The following is a 13,402-nucleotide window of genomic DNA, read 5'->3' on the forward strand; positions in this document are numbered from 1 at the left end:
GGGACGTTTACTTGACCGCGCCGGCCGACATGCCCTCGCGGAACAGTCGCTGCATGAGCACGTAGGCGAGCACGATCGGAAGGCTGATGAGCACGCCGGCGGCGAAGATCTTCGGGGTGTCGACGAGGCGCTGGCTCTGGAAGTAGGTCGGCACCTGCGTGAGCACCTGCAGGTCGGTGTTCTGGATGAAGATGAGCGGCAGGGTGTACTCGTTCCACGCCGCGAGGAACGTGAAGATCGTGATCACCGCGATGATCGGGCGGGCGACCGGCAGCAGGATTCGCACGAAGTACGTCCAGTTGCTGGCGCCGTCGATGCGCGCGGCCTCGTAGAGCTCCACCGGGAGCGCGCGGATGTAGTTGGTGGCCACGAGCGCGCCGAACGGGATGGAGATCGCGGTGAGCGGCACGATCACCGCCCAGTAGGTGTTGAGCAGGCCGAGCGCCTGGATCACGTAGAACAGCGGCACGATCAGCGCGATGCCGGGAAGGGCCATGCCCGCGAGGATGAGCACCATGAACAGCCGGGATCCCCGGGGCCGCAGTGTCGCGATGGCGTACGCCGACGAGATCGAGCAGATGAGCACGAGCAGCACGGTGGCCCCGGAGATCACGAGGCTGTTGACGAAGAACCTCAGGAACGGGGTCGTCGAGATCACGATGGCGTAGTTCTCGGGCCCCTGCCCCTGCAGCGAGGTCTGCACGATCATCGCGAGCGGCGCGATCAGCAGGGCGAGCGCGATGACCACGAACACCTGGCTGATGGCCCGGCCGAACAGTCGTTGGTGCTGGAACATGACTACCTCGCCTCCCTGCTCGAGAGCCGCACTTGCAGCACGCTGAACACCAGCGCGATGGCGACCAGTGCGACCGACAGCGCCGCCCCGTACCCGGCGTGGAACTGGTCGATGACCTGCTTGTAGATGTACCCGGTGAGCACCTGCGTGGTCGTGCCGGGCCCGCCGGCGGTCGTGAGGAACACGAGGTCGAAGGTCTTGAGGGCGCTGATCACCCCGAGCACGATGAGCACGAGGTGGGAACCGGAGAGCAGCGGCGCCACGACGAGACGCAGCAGCTGCCAGGTCGAGGCGCCGTCGATGCGGGTCGCCTCGATCACCGAGTTGTCGATCTGCCCCATCGCGGCGTCGTAGATCAGGAAGCTGTAGCCCGTGTACTGCCAGACGTTGATGAGAACGATCATGAGAAGGGCTGTCGAGGGATCCGCCAGCCACGGCTGCTCGACGGTCTGCCCGGTCACCGCGGAGAGCAGGCCGTTGATGCTGCCGTCCGGCGTGAGCAGGAACCGGAACGAGGTCGCCACGACGGCCGGGGCGAGCACCACCGGCACGAAGGCGAGGGTCCGCAGCAGGCCGCGGAGGAAGGCGCGGGTGCGGACGAGTACGGCGAGCGCGAAGCCGAAGACCATCTGCAGGACGATCGTGGCCGCCGCGAAGACGAGGGTGTTGCGCAGCGAGGTCCAGAAGATCGGGTCGTTCAGAAGTTTGAGGTAGTTGTCGCCGCCGACGGGCTTGCCGTTCGGGGAGATGCCGTTCCAGTCGAGCGTCGAGTAGGTGATGTTCGCGACGATTCCCACGTGAACGACGCCCACCACGAGGATGAGGGCCGGAACGAGGTAGAGGTACGAGCTCAGTGCGACCCGGCGGCGGGGCCCGACTGGTATCGACATCGTTGACATGGGGTGCTTTCCGTGGAGGGTGGAGGGGCGGCCACCAAGGCCGCCCCTCCAGATTGTCGCCTAGCGGCTGAGCGAGGCGGAGACCGCCTGCACCTGGGCCATGGCGTCGGCCGGCGAGAGGGTCCCGGCGGCAACCGCCGAGAGTGCCTCGCCGAGCGCGGTGGCGAGGTCGCCGTACGGGATCTGGCGGGCGCCGATGAGCTTGCCGAGGTCCGTCTGCTGGCGCTCGATGTCCGCCACCTGGCGGGGGTCGACCACGTCGTCCGTCGCGACCGAGACGTCGGTGACGGCGGGGATGTTGCCGCCGGCGGCCTGGATCTCCTGGCCTCCGCCGAGGCTCAGGAAGTCGAGGAACGTCAGCGCGGCATCCTGGGCATCGGTCTTGGCCGACACGGCCCAGCCGTTGTCGGGACCGCCGAACAGGCCGGTCGGGGCATCGCCCGCGACGGGAGCCGGGAACGGCGCCGACAGGTAGGTGCTGTCGATCTTCGCGGTGACCGTCTCCTGCGAGACGGCGATGCCGACCGAGGTCATCGTGCCGGGGGTGTTCCAGGTGCCGAGGGCGATGAATGCCGCCTTCTTCTCGAGGAACGCGCCGAAGGCGTCGGGGTACTCGGCCGCTGCCGTCGCACCCGCGGGGATGATGCCGCTCGTGAACAGGTCGCTCCAGGCCTGCATGGCGTCGACGAACGCGGGGTCGGTCCAGTCGGCCTTGCCCTCGATCGCGTCGTACACCTCACCGGGTGCGATGCTGTTGATGAGCGAGAGGTAGACGTCGGTGTTGACCCAGGCGTCCTTCGCACCGTGCGCGAGGCAGTCGTAGCCGGCGGCCTCGATCGTGGCGCAGGCGGTCTTCCACTCGTCGAAGTCGGTGGGGACGGCGACCCCGAGCTCGTCGAGGATCGACGCGTTGTAGTAGATCAGGCCCGCCGCGCTCATGTAGGAGGGCAGGGCGACCTGTGAGCCGTCGAGCTGCAGCTGGCTGAGGCCCTCCGGGTTGATGCGGTCGCCGCCGTTCTCGGCGAGGAAGTCGTCGAGGGGCAGCGCGAGCGGGCCGAAGTTGGTGACGAGCTCGCCCGGCTGCACCTGGAACACGTCGGGGCCGTCGTTCGATGTCAGCCCGGTGCGGATGGCGGTGACGTAGTCGTTGTAGCTGTAGAGCTTGTAGTCGATGGTGATGTTCGGGTTGGCGGCCTCGAAGTCGGCGATCGTCTTGTCGGGGTTGAACGCGTTCCAGGTCCACCACGTGACGGTCTGGGCCTCGCCCTCCGCGGGAGCCGGTGTTGCGCCGGAGCATCCGGCCAGCAGAGCGGCGGAGGCCGCGACGGCGACGAGGGAGGCTAGGGCCCTCGGTCGATTGCGAAACGTCATTGTCAAGCTCCTTTGCTGTGAAATGAAATGGTTCACTTCTTGTCGGGGGAAATCTAGACCGGCTTGCGCGGCTCTGTCAATAGATAGGAGTTTACTCGGCGCAGGATCGCCGGAATCATGCGGAAGTGTTCCGCGACCACCACTCTCGCAGTAGAGTGAACTGCTTCACGACGGAGGGACCACATGGCGACGCACAGCACCATCCGCGATGTCGCCCGCTCCGCCGACGTCTCCCTCGGGACCGTCTCGAACTACCTGAGCGGCAAGAAGCCGATCTCCGACGCCATGCGCGCGCGCATCGAGGCCGCGATCGCCGAGCTGCAGTTCGTGCCCAACGCCGCCGTGCGCGTCATGCAGGGCGGGCGAAGCCACGTCATCGCGTTCATCGTGCCCGACAGCGGCAACCCGTTCTTCCTCGAAGTCGCGCGCGGCATCGAGGACTTCGCCATCGACAACGGCCACGTCGTCGTCACGTGCAACACCGAGGGCGACCTCGAGCGCGAGCGGCACTACGCGAAGGCGCTCTCCGAGATGCGGGTGGGCGCCGTGATCGCCGTCGCGTCGACCTCCAACGAGCCGCTCCTCAGCACCCTGCAGAAGTCCGGCGTGCGAGTCGTCACCCTCGGCCGGCAGCTGCCCGGCGGCCTCTTCCCCACTATCGCCGTTGACGACCTGCGCGGGGGCTTCATCGCTATGAGCCACGTGCTCGAGCGCGGCCACCGCCGCGTCGCCTTCCTGGGCGCGCCGGACGCCGAGTCCCAGATCCGAGAGCGGTTCGCGGGATGCGTCGCGGCCTACAGCGACGCCGGACTCGACCCTGCGGAGCTGCTCCGGGTGGACGCCGACCTCAACTCGCCCACCGCCCGGTCCGCGGCATCCCGGGCCATTCTCGCTCTGGAGCCGCGCCCCACCGCGGTGGTCTGCGCCAACGACGTCATCGCGCTCGCGCTCGAGGCCGAGGCGATCCGGGCCGGGCTGCGGATACCCGAGGACCTCGCCATCGTCGGGTACGACGACATCGAGGGCGCCGCCATCGCGCCGATCCCGCTCACCACCGTCTACCAGCCGCGCTACGACCTCGGGCACCGGGCGGCCGAGCTGGCCCTCTCGGAGAACTACCCGGCCTCGACCGAGCCGCCGTTCGCGCCCTCGCTCGTCGTGAGGACGTCGACCTAGAGCTCCGCCCGGAATCCCGCACTGTCCTTGCTCGGCGGCACACCGAACTCCCGCCGGTACTCGCGGCTGAACTGCGACGGGCTCTCGTACCCGACCGCGTACGCGGTTGCCGCGACGTCGCCCAGCCGAGAGATCAGGCGGAGCCGCGCTTCCTGCAGGCGGATGCTCTTCTGGTACTGGATGGGGCTCATCGCCGTCACCGAGTGGAACGCGCGGTGGAACGCCGAAGGGCTCATCCTCGCGAGCTGGGCGAGCTCGTCGACCCGTAGCGACTCGGCGAAGTGGTCGCGCATCCAGCGCACCACGTGCCGGACGCGGCTCAGGCTGCTGTCCGCGAGGCCGAGCTGGCGCACGGTCGCGCCCTGCTCACCCGACATCACGAGCCACAGGATCTCGCGCTCGATGAGCGGGGCGAGCACCGGGATGTCCCCCGGGGTCTCGAGAAGGCGCAGCATCCGGATGACGGCATCGAGCAGCCGGTCCGACGCATGCCCCACGGCGATCGCGGGCGGGGATGCCTCCCCCCGGGCCGGGCGGAGGAAGCCGGCCGCGGCCGGGCTCAGCATCAGCTCGGCCACGACCTCGGGGCGCAGCTCGAGGCCGAAGCCCAGTGCGGGCAGCTCGGGCGTCGCATCCGTGAACTGGCCCGACACCGGCAGGTCGACCGAGGCGACCAGGTACTGCCCGGGGCCGTAGTCGTGGATCCTGCCTCCGACCGAGAGCCGCTTCGTGCCCTGGGCCACTACGGCGAGGATGGTGCCGGTCGTCGACTCGTCGGGGGAGCCCGTGCCGGACATCCGCGATACGACGACGCCGGGGATGGCCGACGGCGAGATGCCCGACTGCGCGTGGCGGTCGACGAGCTCGCGCAACTCTTGCAACGACATGCCCCGAGTCAACCAGTGCACGCCCAGTTCGTACACCCGGTTCTGGCGCAATGAGCAGGATCAGGCAAGAAGTCGAGAGCATTGCCATAACGCTCCGCGCCCGCCCGGCGCTTGTCTTGAGGCATGGACAAGAACTTCACAGACCAGGCAGTAGTCGTCGTTACCGGAGCGAGCGCGGGGATCGGGCAGGGCGCCGCGATCGAGATCGCGTCTCGGGGCGCGGGCGTTGTCGCCACCTACCACTCGCACCCGGAGGGAGCGGACGAGACCGTCTCGATCATCCGTGCCGCCGGCGGTACCGCGGTCGCCCTGCCCCTCGACATCGGCAGCAGCGAGACCTTCGCCGCGTTCAGGGAGCAGCTGACGGACTCCCTCGCGCGCGAGTGGCAGACCGATCGGATCCAAGGGCTGGTGAACAATGCCGGCTTCGGCGGCGGTCTCGCCTTCCCGGACATGACGGAGGAGGCCTTCGATCGGTACTACCGGGTGCTTCTGCGCGGGCCGTACTTCCTCACGCAGTCGCTTCTTCCCCTCCTGTCCGACGGAGGGTCCGTCGTCACTGTGTCGAGCAGCTCGGTCCGCCCCGGGGACACCACCGAGGGCTACTCGGGCTACGCGGCGATGAAGGCGGGACTCACGACCGCCACGCGGTACCTCGCGAAGGAGCTGGCGGCACGCGGCATCCGGGTCACCTCGATCTCCCCGGGACCGACCCGCACCCGGCTCGGGGGCGACGCTTTCGAGAAGTACCCGGAGATCATCGACGGTCTCGCCGCGAAGACGGCCCTGGGCCGGATCGGGGAGCCCGCGGACATCGGCAAGGTCATCGCCTTCCTCATCTCCGACGACGCGGCATGGATCACGGGCGAGGACATCCAGGTCTCCGGCGGGTACGCGCTGTGAGAGCGGCTCGGGCTGTCGCCAGCCGCGAGGGCGATCGCGTCACGACGCTCGAACTGTTCTTCGACCTCGCGTTCGTCTTCGCCTTCACGCAGCTCAGCCGGCTCATGGCGCACGAGCACGACGCGCTCGGCGTGGTGCAGGCCGTCGTCATCCTGGCTCTCCTCTGGTGGTCGTGGACCGCCTATGGCTGGCTCACGAACCTCGCTCACGCCGATCAGGGCGTGCTGCGAATCGCGATGGTCATCGGCATGACGGCCATGTTCGTCGCGGGCCTCGTGGTGATCGAGGCGTACGACGACCTGCCGGGCGGGCTGTTCGCGCCGATCGTGTTCGTCACGGCCTACCTCGTCGCCCGGATAGCCCACGCCGTCGTGTTCGTGTGGCTCTCCGAGCCTCGGCTGCGCCGGCGGACGGTGATCTCGATGGCCCTCTCGGTCGCGCCGTCCGGTGCGCTGCTCGTTGCGGGCGCGCTCCTCGGCGCGCCGTGGCAGCTGTGGTTCGCGATCGCCGCAGTGGCCATCGAGCCGATCGTCTCCTACCGCAGCAGTGTGGGCGTCGACTGGCCCGTGCGCTCCACCGCCCATTTCACCGAGCGGCACGGGCTGATCGTGATCCTCGCGCTGGGCGAATCCATCCTCGGCATCGGGGCCGGCGTCGCGACCGAGCCCGTCAGCGTTTCGATCCTCATCGGCGCGATCGTGTCGATGCTGATCTGCGTCGCCCTCTGGTGGGCCTACTTCACGCGGTTGGCCCGCTCCGCGGAGCACGCCCTCGTCTCGCTGCCCACGAGCACCCGCGCACGCGCGGCGAGCGACGCATACACCTACCTCCACCTCGCCCTGGTCGGCGGGATCGTACTCGCCGCCCTGGGGATCGAGGTCGCCATGGCCCACATCGAGAGCCAGGACCCCTTCGGCCTGTTCGGCGCCGCCGCGCTCGGCGGCGGGGTGGCGTGCTACCTCGCCGGCACCGCGCTCGTCGCGCGACGATTGCTCAGCGGTCGCTACCTGTCGCGCTTCGTCGCCGCAGCAGTGCTCGTCGCCCTGGTGCCCGCCATGGCGGTCGCGCCTCCGCTGCTCGCGCTCGCGTCTGTCGCGGCCGGCCTTGTGATCCTGTTCGCGGTCGAGAGGACCACCACTCGGCACGACCGCCGCCGAGCGCTGCGCGCACGCCCCCGACGGTCGGGGGCCACCCCATCGAGCGGCCCCCGGCGTGCGTCAGGCCGGGGTGTAGGCGACCGCGACGTCGAGCACCCAGGTGACCCCGAAGGCGTCCTTGAGCATGCCGTAGGCGGGTGAGAACGCGGACGGCGCGAGGTCGGAGAGGATCTCCGAGCCCTCGGCGAGGCGGCCCCAGAGCTCGGTGATCTCGTCGGCGGAGTCGCTGCGCACGGAGACGTAGAGCGCCTTCTCGCCCTGGTCGTACGCGGTGCCCGAGGGCACGTCGTAGGCCATGATCTGGAAGCCGTTGTCGCCGACGACCTGGCCGAACTTGATCTGCTGGGCCTCCTCGGGCCGCTCGACGCTGTGCATGTCCTCGTTGGTCACGGCGATGAGCTGCCCTCCGAAGACCGAGTGGTAGAACTCCAGCGCCGCGCGCGCGGTGCCGCGGAAGTTGAGGTGGGGTGTGGTGACGACAGTCATGTCTGCTCCTGTGGTTGGGCCCGGGCGTCTCCCGGGCCGTGCATCCACAGTTCCAGCCATATAGGTCAGTTTCTGTCCTACTCTCGAACTAGTCTCGAGACATGACCACCGGCCGGCTCCTGCGACTGCTGTCGCTGCTGCAAACTCGGCGCGACTGGCCGGGCACCCTGCTCGCCGACCGGCTCGAGATCAGTCCGCGAACGGTCCGCCGCGATGTCGACCGGCTGCGCGAGCTCGGCTACCGCATCCACGCGACCATGGGCCCGGATGGCGGCTACCGCCTCGATGCCGGGAGCGAGCTGCCGCCCCTCCTCTTCGACGACGAGCAAGTGCTGGCTCTCGCCGTCGCGCTCCAGGGCGCCGCCGTGTCGGGCGCCGGGATCGAGGAGGCGGCCGTCCGCGCCCTCACCACCGTGCGGCAGGTGATGCCGTCGCGCCTCCGCCACCGCCTCGACGCCCTCCGCTTCACCTCGCTCGAGCCGGCGCGCTACTCGGTGGCTCCGGAGGTTCTCGTCGCACTGGCGACGGCCGCCCGGGCCCGTGAGGTGCTGCGTTTCGACTACGGCGACGACCTCCGGAGGGTCGAGCCGCACCATCTGGTGACCTCGTCCGGTCGCTGGTACCTCGTCGCGTGGGACCTCGAGCGCGACGACTGGCGGATCTTCCGGGCGGACCGCATCACCCCGCGCATCCCGACCGGTCCGCGCTTCGCCCCGCGGGAGGTGCCGGGAGGCGACGTGCGCGGGTTCGTCGCCGCGCGCTTCAAGGGATCGGACGCCGTGGACGCGTGGCCGTGCCGCGGGACGGTGGTCCTGCACCTCCCGGCGAGCGCGGTGCTGCCCTTCGCGGGCGACGGCACCGTGGAGGACCTCGGCCCCGACCGGTGCAGCCTCGAGACGGGGTCATGGTCGTGGGGTGCTCTCGCGGCATCCTTCGGGCGGTTCGACGCCGCCATGGAGGTAGTCGGCCCGCCGGAGCTCGCCGAGGCGTTCGTGGAGCTGGCGGCCCGCTACGGCGCGGCGACCTAGTCCTGCGGCAGGTGCGGCTCGGGCAGGCGGTCGGTGAAGTTGTACACAACCCCGTTCTGGTCGCCGATACGGAGGATCGTCGTCGCCCCGAGGTTGATCGTATCGCCGACGAAGAGCTCCGTCGGGTTCTCGCGCCGCACCGCGTTGATCGACGCGAGGTAGGTGGTGCCGAGGTCGAAGCGCTTCGCGATCAGCTCGAAAACGTCGCCGCTGGCCACCACGTACGACAGCGGAACGCCGTAGTCGTCGACATCAGCGACACCGTTCGCGTTGTCGATCGGCCCGCCGTTGACCGGCACCTGGAGCACGCTCATGATGTCGTTGTCGTAGTAGTCGGGCCGCAGGTCGACCTCTTCGGGCGGCGGCGTCACCACCACGGGCGGCGGGGGCGGGGATGCCGGCACCACGGTCCTCGTGGGCTTCGGCGTGCTCGGGGCCGGCGTCGGCAGCGGCGTGCTGCTCGGCGGGGCGGCGACCTCCTCCGACGCACTCGGCTGCAGGAGTGCCACCGTTCCGACGAGCACCGCGACGGCCACCGCCCCGGCGCCGATGAGCAGCGCGGGGCGACGTCGGTCGACCGTGCGCCGAGGGCGCAGCGCGGGAGGCGCGGCACCTGGAGGCGGTTCTCCCGCCGCACTGAGCGCGGCGTCGAGGGCCGCTACATCGGCCGCCCACCCCGCGAGGAGCGCCTCGGCCTCTGCAGCGGCCGCGTCCCGCCGCTGCGCGGCGTCGGTGCTGTCGACCCGACCGTAGATCACTGGCGCGAGGTCGCCGGCGCGGGCGATCGGGCTGCGGGAGCCCTCCGCACCGAGTGCCGCAGGGTCGATCCGCCACCGCAGCACGTCGGCGAGGTCGGCGCTGCCGCGGTACCTGCTGCGGACGTCCGCGAGCGCCGCAGGGTCGGCGAGCAGCTCCTCCTCACGACCCGGTTCCCGCACGAAGTCGAGTCAACGTCGCGTCTGCGGGGATGTCAAGTGGCGCCCGCCCGTACCACTGTCGCTGAACCGGCGACGCGAAACCCCGAGCCGCCCTCACGCAAAACATACAACGTTGTATTGTGGGGACTCAGACCCGGGAGGTGAGCACGGTGGCCGCAACTCTGCACGATGTCGCGCGCCTGGCCGGCGTTTCGATCAAGACCGTCTCGAACGTCGTGAACAACTTCGAGCAGGTCCGCCCGGAGACTCGCGCCAAGGTGCAGCTCGCCATCGAGGCGCTGAACTACCAGCCCAACATCTCCGCCCGCAATCTCCGCTCGGGGCGCAGTGGCGTCATCGGCCTAGTGCTCCCCGAGTTCAGCCTGAGCTACTTCGCCGAGCTCGCCGATGCGGTGATCGCCAACGCCGAGAGCCACAATCTCGTGGTGCTCGTCGAGAAGACGGGCGGCGATCGCGAGCGCGAGCTCGCGGTGCTCTCGAGCCCCCGGATGCGGCTGACCGACGGCCTGATCTTCAGCCCGCTGGGCATGAGTCAGGAGGACTCGGCGCTACTGGCCGTCGACTATCCGCTGGTGCTCCTCGGGGAGCGGATCTTCGGCAGTCCCGTCGACCACGTGACGATGCGGAACGTGGAGGCCGCCCGTGCCGCCACCGAGCTGCTCATCAACTCGGGCCGGCGCCGCATCGCCGTGCTGGGAGCGCACGTCAACGAGCTCGTCGGCTCGGCGGCCCTGCGCATGCGCGGCTACCGCGAGGCACTCGATGCGGCGGGCATCCCGTTCGACCCCGCGCTGGTCAGTTACACGACGCTCTGGCACCGGTCGAACGGAGCCGATTCCATGCGGGAGATCATCGAGAGCGGCGTCAGCTTCGACGCGGTATTCGGCCTGAACGACGCCCTGACCCTCGGTGCGATGCGCGCCCTGCAAGAGTCGAACCTGCGCGTGCCCGCCGACATCCACGTCATCGGCTTCGACAACATCGAGGAGTCGCAGTACGCGGTGCCCAGCCTCACGACCATCGACCCCGGCCGGGCGCAGATCGCGGAGCGCGCCGTGGAACTCCTGGCCCACCGCATCCGCCAGCACGGCGGCAGCCCTACCGACCCCGAGGAGGTGCTCGTGGACTTCAGCGTCGTGGTGAGGGAGTCAACGGGCGGCCAGGGCGTGACGGCGGAAGTTGTCGGCGACCGGAGTCTTGCGGCGCAGTAGCGTGCCCTCGGAGTCCTCCTCGAGCGCCCAGAGGCCCATCGTCAGCAGGTAGTCCATCGGCTTGCCCGTGCCGGGCCGGTACGACCACTCCATCATGTCGGTGATGCACCACCAGGTGTAGCCGACCACGTTCACCCCGTCGGCCCTGAGCTCGTGCACGGCCGCGACCGAGTCGTCCATCCAGGCCGTCCGCTCGGCCTCGGTGCCCGTGTAGCTCGTCTCGGTGAGGAAGACGGGCTTGCCGTAGCGCTCGGCGAACGACGTGAGCACGTCCTTGAGCCCGTCGGTGCCGGCATCCAGTCGGGGTCGCAGGTCACCCGGGCCGCCGCCCTGCGTGACGCCCGCTTGGAAGACCTCTGTCGAGTGCTGCGGGTAGTAGTTCACCCCGACCACGTCCGGCTCCGCGACGTTGGTGCTGGCCCACTCGAAGTCCTGGTCGGTGAAGCCGTTGCGCTCGAGGTAGGGCACAAGAGCGTGGTCCGGATGCACGCGGCCCATGACGAGGTCTTGAACCAGGTAGGCGCGGTGCCGGAGGTGCTCGTGCATCTCGCGGTGCGCCCCTGTGTCTCCGGCGAAGCGGAACGACGCCTCGACGTGCACGAAGTCCGCTGCGGGGTCCACGTCCGCTATCGCGCTCTGGGTCGTGACGATGCCGCGGGTGATGCCGCGGAGCACGTCGACGAAACCGCGGTCACCGGTGCCGTACGGCGGCCACTGCCCGAACTCGCCGCAGTACATGATGTTGAGCAGCGGCTCGTTCAGTGGGGTGTAGTGCTTGACCCGCCCCGCGTAGCGCTCCGCCACGGCCGCCGCGTACTCGGCGACCCGCGCCGGGTAGTCGGGGTTCAGGAACTCTTTCTCGAGCCACAGCGGAGTGCCGTAGTGCACGAGGTCGGTGACGAGATCGAGCTGGTTCTCCTCGAAGACGTCGATGACGCGGTCGAGCCAGTTCCAGTCCCACACGCCCGGCTCGGGGTTGACCCGGTACCACGGGATGCCCCAGCGGACCATCTCGCTGCCCGCCTCGGCGCAGAACTCCAGATCCTCTTTCCAGAAGCGGTAGTGCTGCATGAGTTCGTACTCGTCGAGGGCCCGCTCGCCGGGACGGGTCTGCGGGATGAAGGTGTCCTCCACCCCCACTGCGAAACGGAGCCGGCCGTCATCGAACCACTTCACGCGCTGTCTCTCTTCTTGCTCGTCGGTCGGTGTGTGCAGAGTGGTCCGCATCCGCATGGTCGGCGGATGCGGACCACAGGTCTTGGCGGACTACTGCCCGAGTGCCGCCGAGATCTCCTTCTGCGCGGTGGCGAGAAGATCGGCGGGGTCTCCGCCGCTCAGCGCCTTCTGGGTCGCCGTGTCCATCGCCGTCAGGACGTCGGTGGACTTGATGACGCCCGGCAGAAGAGCCGCGCCGTACTGCGACTGGTCGGTGAGCGCCGAGACAACGGGGTTCTCGGCGACCTCGTCCGCCGTGACATCCGTGGTCAGCGGCGGCCAGCCTGACGCGAGCGACCACTTGACCATGTTCGCATGCTGGTAGAACCACGTGAAGAAGGTCTGCGCCGCTGCCGCTTCCTCGTCCGTGGCCTGTGACGTGACGCTCATGTCGACCGCCAGCGCGGACGCCTTGATGCCCGCCGGGCCGGCCGGGAGCGACGCGATGCCGTAGTCGATCCCCGCAGCCTCCGACACGGATGCCATCCACGGCCCGCCGAGGGTCATGGCGACCTTGCCGGCGCTGAACAGCCCGTCGGCGTCCGCACCGGCCAGCCCGACCGGGGAGAACGAGCCCTTCTTCAGGGCATCCGCCCAGTAGGTCAGCGTCGCCACGTTCTCCTTGGAGTCGATGACCGACGTGCCGTCCGCCGTGACGACGTCGCCGCCGCCGCTCTTGAAGAGCGAGGGCCACACCCCGTTGCCGACGGTGCCGTGGTCCTGCAGCGCGAGGCCGTACTGGTCGGGCGTGCCGTCGCCGTTCTCGTCGACGGTCAGCGCGGTCGCCGCGGCAACCCACTCGTCCCACGTGGTGGGCACGGATACGCCCGCCGTGTCGAACATCGTCTTGTTGTAGAACATGGTGAGCGGGGTGAAGCTCAGCGGTACGGCGTACTTCTCACCCTTGACCACGCCGGTCGCGACGGCCTGCTCGTTGAGGACGGAGGCGCCGCTGTCCGCCGCGCCGTACCAGTCGTCGAGCGGCTTGAGGGCGCCCTTGGAGGCAAACACCGGGATGTTCTCCACGGGCAGCGCCATGATCTCCGGCCCGGTCTTGGACGTGAGGGCTGGCAGGGCGGAGTCGAGCAGGGTGGCCCAGGGCTTGACCGACGGCGTGATCTCAATGCCGTCCTGAGAAGCGTTGAACTCGCTCACGAGCTCGTTCAGCACGTCTCCGTCTGCCTCGGTGTACCCGTGCCAGAACGCGAGCTCGATCTTGCCGCCCGCAGCGGGAGCTGCAGGGGCGCATCCTGCGATCGTGAGCGTTGCGGCGCTCAGGATCGCGGCGGCGATAAGTGCTTTCTTCATTGCTGTGCAAACCTCCATTTTTCGACT

13 protein-coding genes are annotated in these 13,402 nt (G+C 69.3%); 5 read left to right on the forward strand and 8 right to left on the reverse strand.

Features of this window, described 5'->3' with window-relative positions; translation table 11 throughout:
* Positions 1-7: 7 nt before the first annotated feature.
* The 3 genes from AC1RTC_RS11175 to AC1RTC_RS11185 are packed head-to-tail and all read right to left on the reverse strand — an operon-like array spanning position 8 to position 3,066.
* Entirely contained in the window at positions 8-796 is a 789-nt protein-coding gene (locus tag AC1RTC_RS11175; protein WP_493155628.1) for a carbohydrate ABC transporter permease, read from the reverse strand.
* 2 nt (positions 797-798) lie between these two features.
* Positions 799-1,695: a carbohydrate ABC transporter permease gene (locus tag AC1RTC_RS11180; protein ID WP_493155630.1), complete on the reverse strand. Its 897-nt coding sequence runs from the start codon at positions 1,693-1,695 to the stop codon at positions 799-801.
* A gap of 60 nt (positions 1,696-1,755) precedes the next feature.
* A complete protein-coding gene (locus AC1RTC_RS11185) occupies positions 1,756-3,066 on the reverse strand; it encodes an ABC transporter substrate-binding protein (protein ID WP_493155632.1) in 1,311 nt (436 codons plus the stop codon).
* Between the two features lie 183 nt (positions 3,067-3,249).
* Between AC1RTC_RS11185 and AC1RTC_RS11190 the strand changes: the two genes are divergently transcribed.
* The gene (locus tag AC1RTC_RS11190) at positions 3,250-4,242 is read left to right on the forward strand and encodes a LacI family DNA-binding transcriptional regulator (protein WP_493155634.1); all 993 of its coding nucleotides are present in this window, start codon (positions 3,250-3,252) and stop codon (positions 4,240-4,242) included.
* Here the strand turns inward: AC1RTC_RS11190 and AC1RTC_RS11195 are convergent.
* The gene (locus AC1RTC_RS11195; protein WP_493155635.1) at positions 4,239-5,129 is read right to left on the reverse strand and encodes an AraC family transcriptional regulator; all 891 of its coding nucleotides are present in this window, start codon (positions 5,127-5,129) and stop codon (positions 4,239-4,241) included. The genes AC1RTC_RS11190 and AC1RTC_RS11195 overlap by 4 nt on opposite strands.
* A gap of 123 nt (positions 5,130-5,252) precedes the next feature.
* Here AC1RTC_RS11195 and AC1RTC_RS11200 point away from each other — a divergent pair, with 123 nt between their 5' ends.
* A complete protein-coding gene (locus tag AC1RTC_RS11200; RefSeq protein WP_493155637.1) occupies positions 5,253-6,032 on the forward strand; it encodes an SDR family NAD(P)-dependent oxidoreductase in 780 nt (259 codons plus the stop codon).
* Positions 6,029-7,330 (forward strand): low temperature requirement protein A, encoded by a 1,302-nt coding sequence (locus AC1RTC_RS11205; RefSeq protein ID WP_493155639.1) that lies wholly within the window; start codon positions 6,029-6,031, stop codon positions 7,328-7,330. The genes AC1RTC_RS11200 and AC1RTC_RS11205 overlap by 4 nt, the downstream gene beginning before the upstream one ends.
* Here the strand turns inward: AC1RTC_RS11205 and AC1RTC_RS11210 are convergent.
* Positions 7,250-7,675, reverse strand: coding sequence for a VOC family protein (locus AC1RTC_RS11210; protein ID WP_493155642.1), 426 nt, complete (start codon positions 7,673-7,675; stop codon positions 7,250-7,252). The two genes, AC1RTC_RS11205 and AC1RTC_RS11210, sit on opposite strands and share 81 nt — an antisense overlap.
* Positions 7,676-7,776: 101 nt before the next feature.
* Between AC1RTC_RS11210 and AC1RTC_RS11215 the strand changes: the two genes are divergently transcribed.
* The gene (locus tag AC1RTC_RS11215) at positions 7,777-8,703 is read left to right on the forward strand and encodes a helix-turn-helix transcriptional regulator (RefSeq protein WP_493155644.1); all 927 of its coding nucleotides are present in this window, start codon (positions 7,777-7,779) and stop codon (positions 8,701-8,703) included.
* On the opposite strand, the gene AC1RTC_RS11220 is transcribed toward AC1RTC_RS11215, so the two are convergent.
* Entirely contained in the window at positions 8,700-9,641 is a 942-nt protein-coding gene (locus AC1RTC_RS11220) for a LysM peptidoglycan-binding domain-containing protein (protein ID WP_493155646.1), read from the reverse strand. The genes AC1RTC_RS11215 and AC1RTC_RS11220 overlap by 4 nt on opposite strands.
* A 149-nt stretch (positions 9,642-9,790) precedes the next feature.
* On the opposite strand from AC1RTC_RS11220, the gene AC1RTC_RS11225 reads away from it, so the two are divergent.
* Entirely contained in the window at positions 9,791-10,852 is a 1,062-nt protein-coding gene (locus tag AC1RTC_RS11225; protein ID WP_493155648.1) for a LacI family DNA-binding transcriptional regulator, read from the forward strand.
* Here AC1RTC_RS11225 and AC1RTC_RS11230 read toward each other — a convergent pair.
* Entirely contained in the window at positions 10,790-12,028 is a 1,239-nt protein-coding gene (locus tag AC1RTC_RS11230) for a family 1 glycosylhydrolase (RefSeq protein ID WP_493155650.1), read from the reverse strand. The two genes, AC1RTC_RS11225 and AC1RTC_RS11230, sit on opposite strands and share 63 nt — an antisense overlap.
* A 90-nt stretch (positions 12,029-12,118) precedes the next feature.
* A complete protein-coding gene (locus AC1RTC_RS11235) occupies positions 12,119-13,375 on the reverse strand; it encodes an ABC transporter substrate-binding protein (protein ID WP_493155653.1) in 1,257 nt (418 codons plus the stop codon).
* Positions 13,376-13,402 lie beyond the last annotated feature (27 nt).

The organism is Rhodoglobus sp. GW821-FHT12B09, from assembly GCF_058809925.1.

Bases quoted from the DNA above. Each gene is read 5' to 3' on its own strand.
- AC1RTC_RS11185 (WP_493155632.1), bottom strand. From the start codon at position 3,066: ATGACGTTTCGCAATCGACCGAGGGCCCTAGCCTCCCTCGTCGCCGTC.
- AC1RTC_RS11175 (WP_493155628.1), bottom strand. From the start codon at position 796: ATGTTCCAGCACCAACGACTGTTCGGCCGGGCCATCAGCCAGGTGTTC.
- AC1RTC_RS11235 (WP_493155653.1), bottom strand. From the start codon at position 13,375: ATGAAGAAAGCACTTATCGCCGCCGCGATCCTGAGCGCCGCAACGCTC.
- AC1RTC_RS11195 (WP_493155635.1), bottom strand. From the start codon at position 5,129: ATGTCGTTGCAAGAGTTGCGCGAGCTCGTCGACCGCCACGCGCAGTCG.
- AC1RTC_RS11190 (WP_493155634.1), top strand. From the start codon at position 3,250: ATGGCGACGCACAGCACCATCCGCGATGTCGCCCGCTCCGCCGACGTC.
- AC1RTC_RS11215 (WP_493155644.1), top strand. From the start codon at position 7,777: ATGACCACCGGCCGGCTCCTGCGACTGCTGTCGCTGCTGCAAACTCGG.
- AC1RTC_RS11210 (WP_493155642.1), bottom strand. From the start codon at position 7,675: ATGACTGTCGTCACCACACCCCACCTCAACTTCCGCGGCACCGCGCGC.
- AC1RTC_RS11180 (WP_493155630.1), bottom strand. From the start codon at position 1,695: ATGTCAACGATGTCGATACCAGTCGGGCCCCGCCGCCGGGTCGCACTG.
- AC1RTC_RS11200 (WP_493155637.1), top strand. From the start codon at position 5,253: ATGGACAAGAACTTCACAGACCAGGCAGTAGTCGTCGTTACCGGAGCG.